The organism is Chitinophaga sp. 05T412 (assembly GCF_056396465.1).
Map to the genome: position 1 here is coordinate 37,983 of NZ_JBFTLN010000002.1, position 18,174 is coordinate 56,156.

Annotated in this window: 15 protein-coding genes; 6 read left to right on the top strand and 9 right to left on the bottom strand. The window is 46.2% G+C overall.

Annotated elements, in window-relative coordinates; genetic code table 11:
- Nucleotides 1–85: 85 nt before the first annotated feature.
- The 7 genes from AC1DFM_RS03625 to AC1DFM_RS03655 form a co-directional block, all read right to left on the bottom strand.
- Nucleotides 86–1,219, bottom strand: a complete 1,134-nt coding sequence (locus AC1DFM_RS03625; RefSeq protein ID WP_477075362.1) for a FecR family protein — start codon at nucleotides 1,217–1,219, stop codon at nucleotides 86–88.
- A 52-nt stretch (nucleotides 1,220–1,271) separates the two neighbouring features.
- On the bottom strand, nucleotides 1,272–1,844 hold the full coding sequence (locus AC1DFM_RS03630) for a sigma-70 family RNA polymerase sigma factor (protein WP_477075363.1): 573 nt from the start codon (nucleotides 1,842–1,844) through the stop codon (nucleotides 1,272–1,274).
- 146 nt (nucleotides 1,845–1,990) lie between these two features.
- Entirely contained in the window at nucleotides 1,991–3,556 is a 1,566-nt protein-coding gene (locus AC1DFM_RS03635) for a RagB/SusD family nutrient uptake outer membrane protein (RefSeq protein WP_477075364.1), read from the bottom strand.
- Between the two features lie 21 nt (nucleotides 3,557–3,577).
- Nucleotides 3,578–6,946, bottom strand: a complete 3,369-nt coding sequence (locus AC1DFM_RS03640) for a TonB-dependent receptor (protein ID WP_477075365.1) — start codon at nucleotides 6,944–6,946, stop codon at nucleotides 3,578–3,580.
- Nucleotides 6,947–7,251: 305 nt separating this feature from the next.
- Complete coding sequence (locus tag AC1DFM_RS03645) at nucleotides 7,252–8,427, bottom strand: FecR domain-containing protein (protein ID WP_477075366.1); 1,176 nt, start codon at nucleotides 8,425–8,427, stop codon at nucleotides 7,252–7,254.
- A gap of 69 nt (nucleotides 8,428–8,496) precedes the next feature.
- A complete protein-coding gene (locus tag AC1DFM_RS03650; protein ID WP_477075367.1) occupies nucleotides 8,497–9,087 on the bottom strand; it encodes an RNA polymerase sigma factor in 591 nt (196 codons plus the stop codon).
- Nucleotides 9,088–9,166: 79 nt separating this feature from the next.
- A complete protein-coding gene (locus AC1DFM_RS03655; protein WP_477075368.1) occupies nucleotides 9,167–10,072 on the bottom strand; it encodes a YheT family hydrolase in 906 nt (301 codons plus the stop codon).
- 104 nt (nucleotides 10,073–10,176) lie between these two features.
- Between AC1DFM_RS03655 and AC1DFM_RS03660 the strand changes: the two genes are divergently transcribed.
- The 4 genes from AC1DFM_RS03660 (at nucleotide 10,177) to AC1DFM_RS03675 (ending at nucleotide 13,335) form a co-directional block, all read left to right on the top strand.
- Nucleotides 10,177–10,998 (top strand): helix-turn-helix domain-containing protein, encoded by an 822-nt coding sequence (locus AC1DFM_RS03660; protein WP_477075369.1) that lies wholly within the window; start codon nucleotides 10,177–10,179, stop codon nucleotides 10,996–10,998.
- A gap of 63 nt (nucleotides 10,999–11,061) precedes the next feature.
- Nucleotides 11,062–12,264 carry an MFS transporter gene (locus tag AC1DFM_RS03665; protein ID WP_477075370.1) on the top strand — a complete coding sequence of 401 codons (1,203 nt, stop codon included), beginning with the start codon at nucleotides 11,062–11,064 and terminating at the stop codon, nucleotides 12,262–12,264.
- Nucleotides 12,261–12,722, top strand: a complete 462-nt coding sequence (locus AC1DFM_RS03670) for an amidohydrolase family protein (RefSeq protein WP_477075371.1) — start codon at nucleotides 12,261–12,263, stop codon at nucleotides 12,720–12,722. The genes AC1DFM_RS03665 and AC1DFM_RS03670 overlap by 4 nt, the downstream gene beginning before the upstream one ends.
- Nucleotides 12,652–13,335, top strand: coding sequence for an amidohydrolase family protein (locus AC1DFM_RS03675; RefSeq protein WP_477075372.1), 684 nt, complete (start codon nucleotides 12,652–12,654; stop codon nucleotides 13,333–13,335). The genes AC1DFM_RS03670 and AC1DFM_RS03675 overlap by 71 nt, the downstream gene beginning before the upstream one ends.
- A 41-nt stretch (nucleotides 13,336–13,376) precedes the next feature.
- Here the strand turns inward: AC1DFM_RS03675 and lepB are convergent, their stop codons facing one another.
- Nucleotides 13,377–14,567: a signal peptidase I gene (gene lepB / locus AC1DFM_RS03680; protein WP_477075373.1), complete on the bottom strand. Its 1,191-nt coding sequence runs from the start codon at nucleotides 14,565–14,567 to the stop codon at nucleotides 13,377–13,379.
- 330 nt (nucleotides 14,568–14,897) lie between these two features.
- On the opposite strand from lepB, the gene AC1DFM_RS03685 reads away from it, so the two are divergent.
- Together AC1DFM_RS03685 and AC1DFM_RS03690 are read left to right on the top strand one after the other, a co-directional pair.
- A complete protein-coding gene (locus AC1DFM_RS03685; RefSeq protein ID WP_477075374.1) occupies nucleotides 14,898–15,875 on the top strand; it encodes a sugar phosphate isomerase/epimerase family protein in 978 nt (325 codons plus the stop codon).
- 103 nt (nucleotides 15,876–15,978) lie between these two features.
- Nucleotides 15,979–17,190, top strand: a complete 1,212-nt coding sequence (locus AC1DFM_RS03690) for a tetratricopeptide repeat protein (protein WP_477075375.1) — start codon at nucleotides 15,979–15,981, stop codon at nucleotides 17,188–17,190.
- 209 nt (nucleotides 17,191–17,399) lie between these two features.
- On the opposite strand, the gene AC1DFM_RS03695 is transcribed toward AC1DFM_RS03690, so the two are convergent.
- Entirely contained in the window at nucleotides 17,400–18,071 is a 672-nt protein-coding gene (locus AC1DFM_RS03695; protein WP_477075376.1) for an ankyrin repeat domain-containing protein, read from the bottom strand.
- Between the last annotated feature and the right edge of the window lie 103 nt (nucleotides 18,072–18,174).

Genomic DNA, 18,174 nt, shown 5'->3' on the forward strand with positions numbered 1-18,174 from the left:
AGATTTTGGTTTAATCCGAAATAATCAACATCGGATTAACTACAAATGAACAGATGCTTCGGGTGAACGGTAGTAACAAACTTTTTTAAGGCAAGCTAAAATGTAACTGGTTGCCGTTAAAATAATAGCGTAGGTGTGTAGATGTTTGCAGGTCCTGTAAAAATTCCGGCAACTTATTTTTCTCTACCATGCCGGTAACCGATGTATTGGCCACCGCTGGCTGATCAAATACTATTTTTATATCAAACCATCTTTGCAGTAATGGCTGCATCTCCAATAAAGTAGTATGATGAAAATAAACGATTCCCTTCATCCAGCTCAATACTTCTCCTTCATCGAATCCCTGCACGGTCAATGGACTTTCGCCATGATATACGGACTCCGTACCAGGTTTTAAGGGTACCTTTTTATTGCCAGCGCCCATTACAATCACAGCGCCTTCCACCAGCGAAGTAGTTTCGCGGGTGCTGTAGGTGTTAATATTAAAAGCCGTACCCAACACCTGTATCGTCGTGTGCGGCGTATGTACGATGAATGGCAGGTCGCTGTTTTTAGCGACCTTAAAATAAGCTTCCCCTTCGATATATACTTCCCGCTGACGCCCGGAAAAAGCAAAAGGGAAACGCAACCGCGTAGCGGCATTCAGCCATACTTCTGTACCATCTGACAACGTAAGCTGGTAATCTGCGGCTGCAGGTACCAACAGCGTATTCATAGCGTCATTACCACTGCCGGTATAGGCAAGTCCATGCTCACTATTTTGTAACTGCACACCACCGGATTGTAATTGCTGAATAGCGCTATCGCCGGTTAATGCAAGGGCTGTTTGTCCGGCTATCAACAGTTGTACCGCCTGCGGTTTCGCCGGCGTATACTGATGGGCCAATGGCGCCACCACCCGCGCCGGCTTCAACAGCTGATAAAGCCCCGTTGCCACCAGCAACAACAATACCGCCGCTGCCATACGGATCAACCACCGATAACGGTGCCGTAAGTTATCCGATGCCCTGGCTACCGGTGCCGCAACTGTTTCCTGCACCGCGTGTAGCCGCGCTAACTCCTCCACAGGGTCCAGCTCAAATGCAAAAGTAGTAGCATCCAATACCACCGATTCCTCCTGTAGAGACGCCCACATCTCCCGCGCAGCGGCATCTGTAGCCAACAGGTGGGCCAGCTCCTCCGAATCAGATTCGGACAAGGTGCCGGTAAGTTGTTCCATGAACAAAATCCGTATGTGTTCGCTACTCGTGGCCATTACAGTTATACTACAATTAAAAGGTGCTATCGGGTGAATCCGTCCCACTAATTTTTATCCTCTCCCGCAAAAATCTCAATGCCAGCTTCAAATGTGTTTTCAACGAATTAACAGAAATACCCATATCATCCGCTGCATCCTGATACTTTTTTTGTTGCAGATATACCAAACGAAAAGCTTGTTGCCGTTGTACCGGTAACTCACTTATTACATTTATTACCTGCTGATATATTCCGGGAGAGCGGGTTTCCGGAATCATATCCCGCTCCAGTTGCAGTCCATACGCTTCCAGCTCCCGTTGTTGATAGGCTTGCTTCTTCAGTAAGTTAAGGCATCGGTGTTGCACTGCACGGAAAAGATATCCCTTTATTTCCCCATGCAACTGCCGGTACAACTGCTTATCCCACATTTCCAGGAAAAATTGCTGCACCAGGTCCTTGGCCTGCTGTTCATCCTGTAAAAGAAAATACGCATTCGTACATAGCATCCGGTAATACTTCAGGAAAATAGCGTCATACGCTGATTTATCCCCTGTATTTAACTGCTGTAACAATAATATGTCCTGCTGCTCCTCCATGACTGGCTCCACATCCTGAGTACACTGGTTGGTTGGTTTTGCGGGATAAATGTAGTAAAAAAGGAATCAGGTAGTAGCTACCTGATATAAAAAAGACCTGTCAACACGTGACAGGTCTTTTAATTGTCTGGTAAACAATCAATGTAGCGTTAATTGTTTTATTGGGTTGACCACTCCTTATTCTGCTTCAGCTTTGTATTCTCCAGCTCCAGTTGAGGAATAGGTAATACTTCATTTCTGCCCGGCACAAAATTCCGTTTAGGCAGGATAGGCGCAAAAGCGGCGGCAGCGCGGCCTGTTCTCACCAGGTCAAAGAAACGATGTCCTTCTCCGGCCAGCTCCAGTCTTCTTTCCAGGAATATGTTATCAAAGGTGGCAGGAATAGGCCCTAATCCTACACGCGCTCTTACGGCACTCAGCAACGCATAGGCACGCGTGCCCGCGCCGCTGCCTTCTCCGGCATTTACACGGGCTTCTGCTTCCATCAGATAAGTATCTGCCAAACGGATTTCATATAGGTTTTGTGGAAAGTTCAGCACCATGTCACCACCACCGGTAGAAGCATTGGATGCTCTGCCGGCAAACTTATTCAGGAAGTACCCCGTGTTGTCAAAGCTGGGGTCATAAGTTACTTTCTTCGCTTTAACAAGGCTATCCATATCCAATACGGTGGCCGCAAAACGTGGATCATAATGAATGGCGGCATACAACTCTTTACTTACCAGCAGGAAGCCCCATCCCGAAACGTAATCAGGCGCATCTGATGCTGTTTTGACATAGGATCTTGGACCACACAGGATATTCAGCATATTACCTTCGGTTTTCGGTACACCATCTCCCCAGTTACCGCCGGAAATAGAAGTATAGGAAACCTCGAAAATAGATTCGCTGTTGAATTTGCTGGCGTCATCTGATTTCCAGAGCGATGCAAAATCTTTCAACAGATTATAGTTATACTTTGCACTGGGCTGTCCGGGTGTTTCACCATTTACTTCTTTCAATTCAGCAGCTGCGGCTGTCCATTTCTTTTCGTATAAATATACCTTGCCCAGCAACGCATGCGCAACACCTTTACCAACACGACCAGCTTCTCCTATACGTGGTGGCACATCCGGTAAATTGCTTTCTGCAATCGCATCTTTTAAATCCTGTTCAATTTGTTTGTATACGGCTTCCGGTGCTACCTGCAATACATTATACATCTGATCTGCCGGTACCGGCTCTGTAAACAACGGGAGATCTTTAAAAAGTCGCACCAGGTCAAAATAAAAATGTGCACGCAATATCTTCGTTTCCGCTACATATCTTTTCTTCAGGTTGTCATCCATCGTTACACCCGGTAACTTGCTCAGCAGCGTGTTGGCACGGAATATACCAGCAAATCCTTTCTTCCATAATTCCTCCTGTGCCCCAAATGCCGGTGTTAGTGTAAAACGGGTTAACACCTGGAGTACATTGATATCCGTAGCACCACCACCACCTGTCCAATGGTCATCAGACATGGCATCCATAGCGCCTACTTTGGTAGTATAGTTACCCGCCTGCCAGCCTACTACATCGTATACCGCTACCAGTCCGTTAAAAGCTTCCTGCTGGTTTTTATAATAGTTGGATTCCAGGAAACTTCCTTTGGGTGATACATCCAGGAATTTATTGCTGCATGCGCCCAATAACTGCATGCCGGCGACAACTGCCACTATATATTTAAAGTTTCTTTTTTTCATTTTTGATCAGCTTTAAAATTATCAGAAAGTAACATTCAAACCACCCATGAAGGAACGCGCCTGTGGATAGATACCACGGTCGATGCTCAACGCATCAGTACCACCAATCTCCGGATCATAACCGGTGTATTTGGTAATGGTCAACAGGTTTTCGCTCATCACGTACACCCGTATTTTCTGTAAGCCTATTTTTTTAGTCACCCTGCCTGGCAGTGAGTAACCAATCTGCAGGGTTTTAATTCTGAAGTAACTGCCGTCTTCCAGGTAGTAAGCGGAAGCCCTGGTATAGTTGTGATTTTTATCTTCTATACTCAGGCGGGGTATGGTATTGCTGGTACCTTCACCGGTCCAGCGATCCAATATTTTGGTTTGCCAGTTGGCAGTAGAGATATCGAGACGACGTAAGCCCTGGAAAATTTTATTGCCGCCGGCACCCTGTCCGAATACAATCACATCAAACCCTTCGTAAGCAGCGCTGATGGTAGCGCCATAGGTCCACGTAGGTGTTGGATTGCCGATAAATTTACGGTCCTTGTCTGTAATGGTTCCGTCGCCATCCAGATCCGCCCAGCGGAAATCACCCGGCTTGGCGTCTGGTTGAATTTTTCCACCGCTTTTATTTACCCAGGCATCTACCTCTCCCTGATTCTGGAAAATACCTAACGACTGATAACCGTAAAAAGAGTTGAATGCTTCCCCAATTTTCGTCTTCACAATATCATTCATCCCCTGGAAATTAAGGATCTTATCATTCAGCGACTCTACCCCATTGCCGAGGAAAGTAACCTTATTCTTCAGGTGAGATACGTTTGCATTGGCAGAGAAATCCACTTCACCCAATTTTGCACGATAACCTAACTCCAGTTCCAGACCACGGTTCTCCATACTACCCACGTTGGCCGCAGGATTATCAATAGCACCTATGTACAAAGGAATACGGGGTTTCATCAGGATGTCTTTGGTCTTTTTATTAAACCAGTCGAATCCAACAGTAATATTGCGAAGTACCGTAGCTTCAAAACCAATATTGGTCTGACTGGTAGATTCCCATTTCAGATTCGGATTGGAAGGGGCATTGGGACTATATCCAACTGCATATAAAGGCTTACCATCTACTCCAATAAAAGTATAGTTTCTGCCACTACCAATAGTTGCCAGAAAAGCACCATCACCAATATCATCACTACCCACGGTGCCATAACCGCCACGGAACTTCAGAAAGTCTACTACTTTATTTTCCGGCCAGAACGCTTCTTTGGAAGCTACCCAACCAACGGAGTACGAAGGGAAAATACCATAGCGGTTATTGGCACCGAAGCGGGAAGATCCGTCCCGGCGTACAATCGCTTCTGCCAGATATTTTTCACCGTAGTTATAGTTTAATCTGCCGAAAATGGAAGATACTTTATGTTCTGTTCCCTCACTACCATCAGAAATGCGGTTCGTTGCAGCCGCCTTAAAGTTCAGGGATGCATCTGCAAATGTTTCTGCAGGAATATCGTAGAACGTTACGTTAATAGATTTAGAGCGGTTCTCCATGTAAGCACCCTGGCCTGCAAGTAAAGTAACATTATGTAAGCCAAAGTTTTTGGTATAGGAAACGGTATTCTCCAGGTTAAAATTATAGTTCTGATTTTGCCCGCGCTTAAAGTTGGTGCGCGGTGTAATGCTGGAAGTATTCAGGTAAGAAATAGGGGTAAATGTTTCATCTCCATAGAAAGATAATTTTGCACCAATAGTAGAACGGAATCTCAAGCCTTTAACGGGCTCCATTTCCAGGTAAGTATTACCTACCACATTGTGTGACCAGTTATAATTGCCCAAACGGGTAGAAATATAAGCCAGTGGATTGGCAATTTCCTGTGTTACAATATCGGAGATACCATAGAAACCTCCCTGTGCATCTTTCCTGGCACCCAGATTTTTATACTTGGTCAACGCTGCTTCCGCCGGATCAGTTACAATAGCAGGGGTAATAGGATCAAGGTTGATAGCTGAACTTAATGGTCCGCCAAATTCATTGTTGGTATTACCAATGCCGATTGTTTTTTCATAAGAATATCCCACATTTTCACCCCAGGTCAACCATGGCGTAATTTTATGCGTGGTATTCACACGGAAGTTAGCACGCTCATATTTGGAAATGGCAGTAGCCACAATACCTTCCTGCTTCAGGTAGCCGAAGGAAGTATAGAAAGTAGATTTTTCGCTACCACCACTGATGCTTAATTCGTGATTCTGACGGGTAGCATTATTATTAAAAATCTGTGCCTGCCAGTCAGTGCCTTTACCAAATGATTTAGGATCCGCAAACACTGGCATAGCACCGTCATTGGTGAGTGCTTCGTTTCTTAACGTAGCATATTGTGTAGCATCCAGCAGCTTCAGTTTATGCGCCGGAGCAGAGGTACCATAATAGCCATTATAGTTCACGGTAATCTTTCCTGCTTTCCCTTTCTTGGTAGTTACCAGGATAACGCCGGCGGCTGCACGCGCACCGTAAATAGCCTGCGAAGCTGCATCCTTCAATACTTCCACGGATTCTATATCGTATTGATTCAAATAACTGATGCCACCATTATCTACTACTACACCATCTACTACCCACAATGGATTATTATTATTGAAAGAAGTGATGCCTCTTACCCGCACGGCTGCATTAGATCCTGGCTGGCCGGAACTGGCGGCAATCGTTAACCCCGAAGTACGGCCCTGTAATACCTGCTCAATGCGGGTTACAGGTTGTGATTCTATATCCGCTGCACGAACGCTGGAGATAGCACCGGTTACCACGCTTTTCTTCTGAACACCATAACCTACTACCACAGTTTCTGTCAGCGCAGTATTAGCAGGCTTCAGCTGAATATGCAACGGACTGCCGGAAACAGACACCGTTCGGGTATCATAACCGATAAAAGATACCTGCAATACACTTTTACTGTTAGGTACTCTGAGGCTAAACTTTCCCTCGGGGTCTGCGGCGGTACCAGCACCTGTATTTTGTATCCGGATGGTAGCACCGGGAACAGGCTCTCCGGCTTCATTCACCACTCTGCCAGTTACAACAATACTGGAATCCGCAGTACCTTTCTCCGCATAAACATTCACCAGCGTGATACGGTTGCCCTCTACCACATAAGCCAGGGGCTTATTTCTCAGGCAAACGTCTAATGCTTCTTTTACCGATACGTTGGTAACGTCTACATTCACATTCGTGAAAGAAGATAACAATGCTTCATCATACACCATGGAGATCCCTGCTTGTCGAGCCACTTCCTTCAGTACTTTCTTTAATGGAGCATTTTTTTCTGAGAGAGTGATCTGCTGCGACAATCCTTTTGCGCTGATATGCAGGCAAGCTGTGAGTAGCAAAAAGGCGGTCATTTTCATAACGCAGAACATTTTGGTTGATAGTAATTTCCGGGTACAGGAAATTATACCACATAAGTTTAATTGCATACTTTTGTAGTGTTTGGGAATTCTTGTAAAATAGTTCTTCGATTAAGGGATTGATTTTCAAGGGATGCCCAGATATATACCGGCAGTGTTGCGAGCACTTCCGGTTTTTTTTGGACATACGTTCCCTGACTAGCTAGTCTCGGTTGTTGCCATCTTGTTTAAAATTTATCAGTTTTAATAAATAATACGTGGTGCCGCAACGTGGAAGCAGCAATTCTCTAAGCTTTCATCTTATTTTATCTAATAACAGTTAGTTTTCTTCCTTCAAGTTTAAATTTAGCGCCACTGCTACCCAACAGGGCCAACATCTCCGATAACGGCAGATTTCTGTTAAGCCGGCCACCGAAAAGTCTGTTGTCAGCAGTTTTTGTATCTACTTCAATATCATACCAACGGGCTAACTGCCGCAGGATAACATTTATATTGGCATTATCAAATTCAAAGAAACCAGTTTTCCAGGCTACTACTTCCTGTACATCCGCACTACGTACCAGCATCACGCCGGTAGTATTATCAACAGCTGCCTGCTGTCCGGGCTTCAGGTATTTTTCCACACTACCCTGCTTCACTTTTACCGCGCCACTCACCAGTGTTGTACGCTGCTCGTCTTCATCATCATAAGCCATAATATCAAAGCCGGTACCTAATACCTCTACTTCCATACTATTCACTTTCACAATAAAAGGCTGTCTGGCATTTTTCTTTACTTCAAAATATCCCTGTCCCTGCATTTCTACAGTACGGTTATCCCCGTTAAAAGCAGTAGGATAACGCAGGCTGGAAGCGGAGTTCAACCATACCTGTGTACCGTCTGGCAGTACAACCGTAAACTGACCACCACGAGGCACCTTTAATGTATTGTAACCAATAGCGGTCTTATCGCCTCCGGTAGCATATTGCAATTCGCCATTCTTCTGCTCTACCTTGGTGCTTCCTTGCTGTATCACCTGGTTGCCGGCACTATCCAATGTTACTACCGAGCCATCTGCCAGTGTTAATACCGCTTTATTAGAACCCGGCTTCACGTCTGCTGCTTTTATGGCCAATCCTACCGGCGCAGCGGGTTGATGCCATTGATAAAACAAGGTGGTACCTGTTGCCAGCAACAAGGCAATGGAAGCTGCGGCTACCCATTTCCACCGTTGTGTGGTGCGCATACGCACAACTTTATTCTGTCCGATAGAAGCCAGCAGCCTGGTTTCTATCCGGTTACTGATTTCTTCCGGCACAGCCGGATGCGCATTCATCACCCGCTCAAAATCTTCCTGCATCGCTGCCAGCAATGGTTTGTGCGCGTCAGAAGAAAGCAGCCACCTATATAAAACAGCTATCTCCTCCGGACTACATTGCCCGTCAAGGTATTTTTTTATGAGTGCTTCTTCCGGTTGATGCATACTGGTAACACAGGCCATTTACCTACAGGCCCTGTATATAATATCCGGAAATAAAGAAAGAGGGTACCCCTGTGGAAAAATATTTTTTTAAACGATGGCAGTGAGGAGAAAGGTGGCCACCAGAATATCACCATGACGGAAGATATAATCCTGTATAAACCGCATACTGAGTACCATATGTTTCTTAACGGTATCGCGGGAAATGCCCAGTATAGCAGCCGCTTCATCGTAGGTTTTGCCTTCCTGGCGACAAAGCCGGAATACATTTAAACGCTGACTCGTCATCTGACTCAGCGCCTCCTGCAACAGCCGCTCATACTCTCTCGCCCGGATGGTGAGGTCTGTTAGTCCCGCATCCTGGTGAGCCAGCTGCAGCAACAACTGCTCCCGCATTTGTTCATCGGTAGATAATTTGGCGATAGTTTTGAAAACATGATTACGGGCAATCCGGTACAGGTAGCCGCTGAAAGAAAGCTGTGGATTAATACGATCCCGGATCTCCCAGATTTTAAGGAATACATCATGAACAAGGTCCTCCGCCAGGGAAGGCACTTTGCAAAAGCGTAACAGATAGATATAGAGCGAAGAATGGTAGTGCCGGTAAATACTGGAAAAAGCCAATTCATCACCTCCTATCATCCGCCGCAACACCTCTTCTTCTGATGGCATTCGCTCCATTGAGTATAACAAGTTTTAAATGATGCACACCGTTCGGATGTAAACTATAAAAAAGTAATAATAATAGCAATACCCCAAATTATCCCTGCTGAATAAAGGCCAATGCCCGCTTCTCTGACCAGTAAAATTCTTCTCCAAACTGCACAAAACCAACGTGTCCGCCCTGCTGCGGCGTTTCCAAAAAAACATACGGACTAGCCGCCGCCACCTCATACGGATAACATGCCGCCCCCAGAAAAGGATCATCCTTGGCATTAATGACTAACACGGGTATACGAATATCAGGCAAAAACGACCGGGAACTACATTGCTCCCAATAAGTCAGGGCATCCTTAAAGCCATGCATAGGCGCGGTATAACGATCATCAAACTGCCGGAACGACTTCACCCCTTCATACCCGTCCATACGAATGCTGCCGGGAAACTGCTGTTCCTTGGCCTGCAACTTATTCCCCAGCTCCCGGATAAACCGCTGCATGTATATAATGTTATGCGGCTTCTCTAACTCCACCGCACCACTTTGCAGGTYACAGGGTACCGAGATAGCCACCGCCGATTTAATGATCTCCGCTGCAGCTGCTCCCTGCTCTCCCAGGTATTTCAACGTTACATTCCCTCCCAGAGAAAACCCTACGAGGTGTATGGCCTTATATTTATTCAACGATACCAAATGCGCAATCACGGTTTGCAGATCTCCCGTTTCGCCACTATGATAAAAACGGAGCTGTTTGTTGGGCGTTCCTCCACAGCCGCGGAAATTCATAGATACGGTATCAAACCCGGCGCCATTAAAAATATGTACCATCCCCAGCACATACTTACGCGTGGAACTGCCTTCCAAACCATGTAAAATCACTACAATACGATCATGCCCCTGCTCACTGAAATCMAGATCCAGGAAGTCATTATCTGGCGTAGAAATCTGCTCCCGGCGGTATACCGCCGGTTTAATATTGCGAAACAAAGAAGGATAAATCGTCAGCATATGACGATTTTGTAAAAGAAAAGGCGCCCGGTAGTCCGAGTGGTGAATCAATGGCATAAATGCGAAATTACGAATTCGTAGTCCTTAATCCGTAATTTTACACCATGTCACTGCCTACCTTCGGTATTGAAAAGATTTTTAATCTTCCCTACAGAAAGGAAGATTTCAAAATCGTGCACCATACGCCCATCAATATGCCGGTGATACCGGAAGCGCATAAACATGATTTCTTCCTGCTGCTGATGATTTCTCATGGCAGCGGTACCCATACCATCGACTTCAAAGATTATAAAGTCAGCAACAGCACCGTGTTTTTTCTGGCACCCGGACAGGCACATCAATGGCATCTTTCTAAAAATACCAGTGGCTACCAGGTAATGTTTTCTGCCGCGTTTATGCTGCAAAAAGGTCCATTATGGCCTTTCTTCACGCCCGCCGCTGTTCCGGTATTAAAACTAAATCCTGCACAGTACGAACAGCTGACCGGCGAACTACAACTCATGGAAAAGGAAACCGCCGCCAATATCATCCAACACCGGCTACAGATTGTGCTACTGTTGCTGCAGCGCTGGTATGTAGCCACTCACCCCGAAGAAGTAGCCGCAGCGGCCAACCACCTCATTAACCGCTTCCTGTTACTACTGGAAGAACAGTATTCCCAATATCATGAGGTCAACCACTATGCCGCTCAACTGCATGTAACTGCCAGCTACCTGAATCAGGTATGTAAAAAAGGCTCCGATAAAACAGCCGGTGAATATATACGCGAACGATTACTGCTGGAAGCCAAACGTATGCTCACCCTCACGGGCATGGACGTAAAAGAAGTGGCCTACACCCTGGGGTTCAATGATACCTCCTATTTCTCCCGCTTCTTTAAAAAATATACCGGCGCTTCACCGCTGGATTTTCGCCGGAAGTCATAAAATGTACCCGCACTTTTATAACCTGTACCATTTTCCGCCCCGCTCGCCCGGTACCTTTGCGGTATGGAACAAGTGTTAATAAGAAAGGTCCGTCAACCCGGATCTGCAGTGAACAATAGTTTAGTAATACTGATGGCCGTTACCTGCGGCCTGGTGGTAGCTAACATCTATTACAATCAGCCTTTGCTGTTGCAAATGGCGGCTTCTTTCGGCGTTAATGATCAACAAATAAGCTGGATTGCCACCATCACACAGGTGGGATATACCCTGGGATTGTTGTTTGTAGTACCATTGGGAGATAAAACGGAACGTAAAAAACTCATCCTCGTAAAGCTCGCGGGGGCCGCCTTCTTCATGGGCGTTGCAGCGATGGCTACTCATTACTGGACGATGTTAATCGCCAGTTTATTGATCGGCTTTTTCTCTGCCGTACCACAGTTACTCTTACCCATGGCCGCTACCCTGGCTCCTGATGCCACCCGTGGTAAAATTGTGGGTAAGGTGATGAGTGGTTTGTTGATAGGTATCCTCCTGTCCCGTACGCTGAGCGGCTTTATAGGCGCCCATTTCGGATGGCAGGCAGTATTTTATGCCGGTGCAGTGGCCATGGTAATATTATGGGTAGTGCTGGCGCTGAAACTACCGGAAAATCCACCTTCCTTTGAAGGCAGTTATGGTAGCCTTATGCGCTCATTGGGTACTTTATCGAAAGAACTACCTACGCTGCGCCAATCCGCCTTCATCGGCTTCTTCATGTTTGGTGCCTTCAGCATCTTCTGGACTACGCTGGTATTTTTACTGGAAGGCGCTCCTTTCTTTTATAAAAGTGATATGGTAGGTCTCTTCGGACTTATTGGTGCCTGTGGCGCTTTAGCAGCACCACTCGCTGGTAAATCAGCCGATACCAAAGGACCGGACTTTACCATCCGCCTGGGTATTATCGGCGCCCTGCTGGCATTCATCATCATGGGATTTTCTGCCGGTTCATTGATCGGCTTAATCATTGGCGTGATCCTCCTGGATATTGGTATGCAAATCACACATATATCCAACCAGTCGAAAATATTCGCCCTGCGGCCGGAAGCCCGCAGCCGCCTGAATACCATCTATATTTCCAGCTCCTTTGCCGGCGGATCAATCGGATCACTGCTGGGCGCACAAGCCTGGAACTATTGGCACTGGATCGGCGTTACAGCCGTAGGTGCATTGTTCATTACCTGCGCGGCCATCATTCATCTCAAAAAACAGCCAACAACATCACTATGAAAAAAATATCACTCTCCTTCCTGGCGCTCTTTTGCGGCCTCGCTGCATTCAGCCAGCAAAAACAGGCCGACCTGCTGATTAAGTCAGTCCGGATCATTGATGTAAAAACCGGCCATATCACCGCCAACCAGGCCATCGCGGTACGCCACGACAGTATCATTGCCGTGATGGACAACCAACAGGCAAAGCAATACCATGCCACCGAAACAGTAGATGGCCACAACAAATACGCCATGCCCGGATTATGGGATATGCACATGCACTTCGGCGGCGGCGATACCCTGCGCGAAGAAAATAAAAACTTCCTGCCTTTGTATCTTGCTAATGGCATTACTACTATCCGCGATTGTTCAGCAGACATCAGTCAGGATGTATTACAATGGCGCGATGAAGTCAATAAAGGACAGTGGCGAAATAAAAGGTGCTGCCATCAATCAGTATATCCTGAAAAATTTTGATACAGCGGCCGCCATGAAAACATATCGCTACATGGCAGAAAAAGGCACCTATCTAACGCCAACGCTTACACTGGGACAGATACTCGCCTACTTCGACCAGGACAACCACGCACATGACCCTTACCTGCAGTACATCGGAAAGGGCCTGCAACGCACTTATGAGTGGCGTGTAAAAAGAGCAGCTGCCGATGATAGCGCCGCTATTGTACGCCGTAAAATGATGTACGAAACAGCATCGTCTATTTTGCCGTTGCTGCAAAAAGCAGGCATAAAACTAATGGCGGGTACTGATGCCGGTTATCTCAATTCATTTGATTTCCCGGGCATCGGCTTACACCAGGAATTGGCGCTGATGGTGAAGTTTGGCCTTACGCCGCTGCAGGCATTACAGGCTTCGGTGATTAACTCTCCTGTCTTCCTGCATAAAACCAACTATGGCGCCATTGCCCCCGGCAAAAAGGCAGATATACTATTACTGGATGCCAATCCGGTAGCAGATATCCACAACACGCAGAAAATCTATGCGTTGGTGGTAAAAGGTAAATTACTGGATAGAGCAGCGCTGGATCAGCTGCTGCAGGAAGTAAAAGAGAAAACGGCTTTGACTAAATAATATACCGTGCAGATGTTGTTTCCATCGAACAACATCTGCATTTATTTTATCACCGAAAATAACCTACTCCAGCGGATACGCTTTTTTTCTATACTCATCCACACCAACCACGCCTTCCCTACAATATGATCTTCCGGAACAAAGCCCCAGAAGCGGGAATCCGTAGATTCATTCCGGTTATCACCCATCATCCAATAGTAATTCATTTTAAACGTATAGGTAGTAGTTTCCTCACCGTTGATGTATATTTTATTACTACTGTCTGTTCTCAGGGTATTATGTTCATACGTGGTAATAATACGGCGATACAGCGGCAACGTAAGCGTATCCAGTTTCACGGTGGCGCCTTTTTTAGGAATATATAAAGGACCGAAGCAGTCTTCATTCCATTCGTAATGCTGTACATCAAAAGGAAATACGCGGTTATCCCCAAATGCATCGTATGTTTTGCGTTTTATAATAGCGCCTCTAGCCCGAAGTGTATCTATAGCGGGCAAACTAAGATTATAGACGAACGTGGTCGAATCTCTGGTAGGACGCAATATATGATCTGTGCCCAGTATGTTTTCCAGTAAACTGTCAATCGGTTTATGATTGGGCATCGTTACATAATACCTGGCCTCAAAATTATGCGGCACCAGCCCCGGCGCACTATTAATATAAACAACGCCATCGATGATCAGCACCGTATCGCCGCTTACTGCCACACATCGCTTAATCCAGTTCTCCCGTTTATCTACCGGCCGCGTTATCGGCGGCGGATAATTCTTGCGCACATACTCATATCCGAGGGAATGTACCTGCATATAATAGTCTTCATCTTCTCCTGCAAGGTTTTTTAACACACTATCTCCACAGGGATAATTAAACACAATCACATCATTCCGCTGAATGCTGCTAAATCCCGGCAGTCGCTTATAAGGCCAGCTGACCGCGGTGGAAAAGGGTTTCACATTTTTGGTAAAGGGCATGGTATGATGCGTGAAAGGCCATGCCAGCGGGGTATTAGGGATTCGTGGGCCGTAACTGATTTTGCTAACAAAAATAAAATCGTTCACCAACAGCGTCTTTTCCATGGAACCGCTGGGGATAACAAATGCCTCGAAAATAAAAGTGCGGATGAGGGTAGCAGCAACCACCGCAAAAAGAACTGCCTCTATCCATTCCCTTACTTTAGATTTCTTCCGGACGCCTTCTTCTGCCTGCCTTACATTGCTGAAAAAAAAACTCATTTGGACGCGGTTTTTGGATAAGTAACTACTAAACAATTTAATAAATTAAACGCATATTTCTCCAAAAATTACATAAACAAAAACCGCTGCAACCATGACGCAGTAAGGATTTACCTAAACCAACACCTATCCTGCATCGGGGGCTAAAAGGCATTTTATACGTATACCCGGTCAGGTTAGAACAGCTGATGTTATTTCAACCCTTCGGGTAAAAAAGTACCAGCCTTATTTTCTTTTTTAAAATTTTTGAACAAGATGCAATCGTTTTGCTAAATTGCTGCACATAATCATCCGATTATATATTCATCCACGTTAAAAAATATTATCCGCATGAATACTTCCAGACGTTCATTTATTCAGCAAACAGGACTCTTAGTTGCCGGCTTGATGTTGCCCGGTGGCCTCTCTGCCATGACCGGCAACAAAGCCCTTCCTAAAAAAATAGGTCTGCAATTATATACCCTCCGCGACGAACTGGCCAAAGATGTGAAAGGCACCCTCGCAAAAGTGGCTAAGATTGGCTACAATGAAGTAGAAACATTCTACGGCTATGAAGGCGCCGCCGATAAAGGAGCATTCTGGGGTCTCAAACCCAAGGCATTAAGTGCGTTGTTAAAACAGCACCAGCTCACTACCCCGTCTGGCCACTATCAGCTCAACGATTACCTGACCCGTGGTAATGGTGACGCTGCCGCATTACAGCCACAAATTGACCTCGCTGCTGCCCTTGGCCAGCAATATTTCATTGTACCAGTATTACCACTCTCCCTCTGGGATAAAAAACTGGGTGCAGATGATTATAAATATATGGCCGCCCAGTTGAATAAAGCCGGCGAAATATGTAAAAAACACAACCTGCGCATTGGCTACCACAACCACTATTGGGAATTCAAGAAGCTGGCAGATACCGATAGCACCGGCTATGATATTATGCTGAAAGAAACTGATCCTTCCCTCGTTTCCTTTGAACTGGATCTTTTCTGGGCCGTAAAATCAGGCCGCGATCCCATTACCCTCTTCAAAGAAGCCCCTGGCAGATTCGTAGCCTGGCACGTAAAAGACATGGATAAAAACAATACTGCCAGTCTTACCGCCGCCGGCACCGAAAACAAAACCTCCATGGAACTCCTCTCCGGCGTCACCTTTGCAGAAGTAGGTACCGGTAGCATCGACTTCCACAAAATATTTGCCCAGGCAAAACTGGCAGGCGTAAAACACCTGTTTGTTGAACAGGACAAAATCACCATTGAGCCATTCCAGAGCATTACCACCAGCTATAAGTATGTGAAGAATGTGCTGATGAAATAACGTAAATATTGTCTGAGGACAGGATTAGACTGCCTCAGACAATATTCGCTCCTTTTTGCTCCTTTATCCGAAATAGGTAATTTTGCGCAAAAGCAAGTTACATATGGCGATGCATGAAGTAGAATCATTAGTGGAGCTATCCGTTTATAGCCTGGACAAAAGCCAGGAAGAAGGACTGGATCACAGAAGTTTCTTTTACAACCTCTATAAATTACAAAACCAGTTCGACACCGGCTTTACCCACTTCCGGGTAATGGATATCCTGGTGAAGCACCGTTTCGTTTACACCTTTCCCATCAGCGCCCACCCCGCCTATGCCACACATCAGGCATGGTTTGACGCACTGGCCACCAGTCAGAAATTCAGCTTTATCTACGAGCAACCCACAGCAGAATGGGATGCAGAAAGTAACCCTGTTGCCGGTTACGCCAACTACGACTTAACCACACAAACATATATCTTATACTGCGACGCAGGCTCCGCTCTCTGGGCTGCCATGGTAGCCAATAACACCATTACCGGCGAAGACGCCGTTGCGCCAGCATCCATGGATACCTTCCTGATGGCACTGGAAATTTGTGAAATAGCCGGTGAACAAAAAGATAAAGCAGTCCTTTCGTTTTGGTATCTGCTGCTGCCTTTTATGGTCATGCAGGCCGAACAGGAAGGAGAAACTATCCACTACAAAGCCCTGGAAGCCATACTGGACCTGGTAGTAGCCAATGATGCCATTGAGGCAGAAGGATTACCTCCCGCAGATGAACTGCCGGTAGGTGGTGAACTGGGCAAATTCTGCCAGTGGTGGTACGCACCGGCTGCAGATAAAATGAAAGCGACTGAATCACCGGAAGAAGAAGTGGACCTGGAAAAAATTCCATTTACGGAAAATGTGGAAAAAAGCGCAGCCTGGTACGAACAGCAAGTAGTACAGATATTACAGGAAGCCAATGAAGTAATCAGTCACATGGAAGATCATGGTGCAGATGAAACCGGCCAACAACAAGTATTCAACCGCCTGCAGGAAGGATTGCAATATGCGGATAAAGGCCTGGAATTATCCCCTGCCGAACCCGGCCTGCTGATGAATAAAGGCTCTATCCTGATGCTGCTGGAACAATACGAAACTGCCCTTGCTATATATGATAAAGCGCTCGCTATTGCACCGGAAAACCCATATGTACACCTCAATCGTGCGGTACTGTTTTATCATATGGAACAAATCCCTGCTGCCATCGCCTCCTTCGAAAAGCTACTGCAGCTCGATCCGGGCAATGAATTTGCCCAACAATGGCTGGGACATCTGAAGAGCCTTTAGCTTTTAGCAAAATGCAGAGAAGAACATATAACATCATCTTCGCTGCATTTTGCTAACAGCTAAAGGCTAACAGCTAACAGCTAATAAAAAGCCCTCCGCGATAACGCGGAGGGCTATTACGTAGCTCCCGACTCCACAAGCCCCTAACCACGCTCACTACTACGGTACGATGCACACTATCGTATCTTTATTCGGCTTAAATTGAGTATTTATTTTGCGCCTGCCTGTTGCAGGATATTCATCATTTCTTTATATCCTCTTTTCCTGGCATGTTGCAATGCCGTTACGCCATCATGATCCGCAATATTCAGATCCACGCCGGCAGCAATCAGCATCTTCACCACCTGCTGCTGTATTGTGCCACCATCGCCTAAAATAACGGCTTCTAATAAGGCGGTCCATCCCAGCCGGTTAATATGATTCACCGGAAAAGTTTTATCCGCCAGCAAAAGCCGGATCACGTCGATATGTCCCCGCTCACAAGCCGGTATCAGGGCGGAGCCACCATAACGGTTATACACCATATAGTCAGCGCCCGCAGCCATACACAATTTCACGATATCCGCATATCCTTCTGCACCAGCATATAAGAAAGGAGAATTCAGCATCTTATCCTGTGCATTTACACTGGCGCCGGCAGCAATCAACAACCGCGCTGCCGCTGTATGATGATGATAAGTAGCCACCATCAATKGCGTACGCCCGTCTGCATCTTTCGCTTCCAATACAACCGGTGTTAATACCATATGTTGCAGCGCAGCAGTATCATTCTCCGCCGCAGCTTTGAAAAGGTTACTATCACTCAAAATCACCTCCTTATTTTTTTGCGCGCAGGCTGGAATACCCAGCCAAAGCACCGCCAGTATTAAGATGTATCGCATTAATTCGCCCGCTGTTGATCACACAAAAGTAAGCAACCCCTACTACGCAAAATGGTGCAGATCCGGGATAAAACAGGACTAATTAAAACTGATAATGCCAATA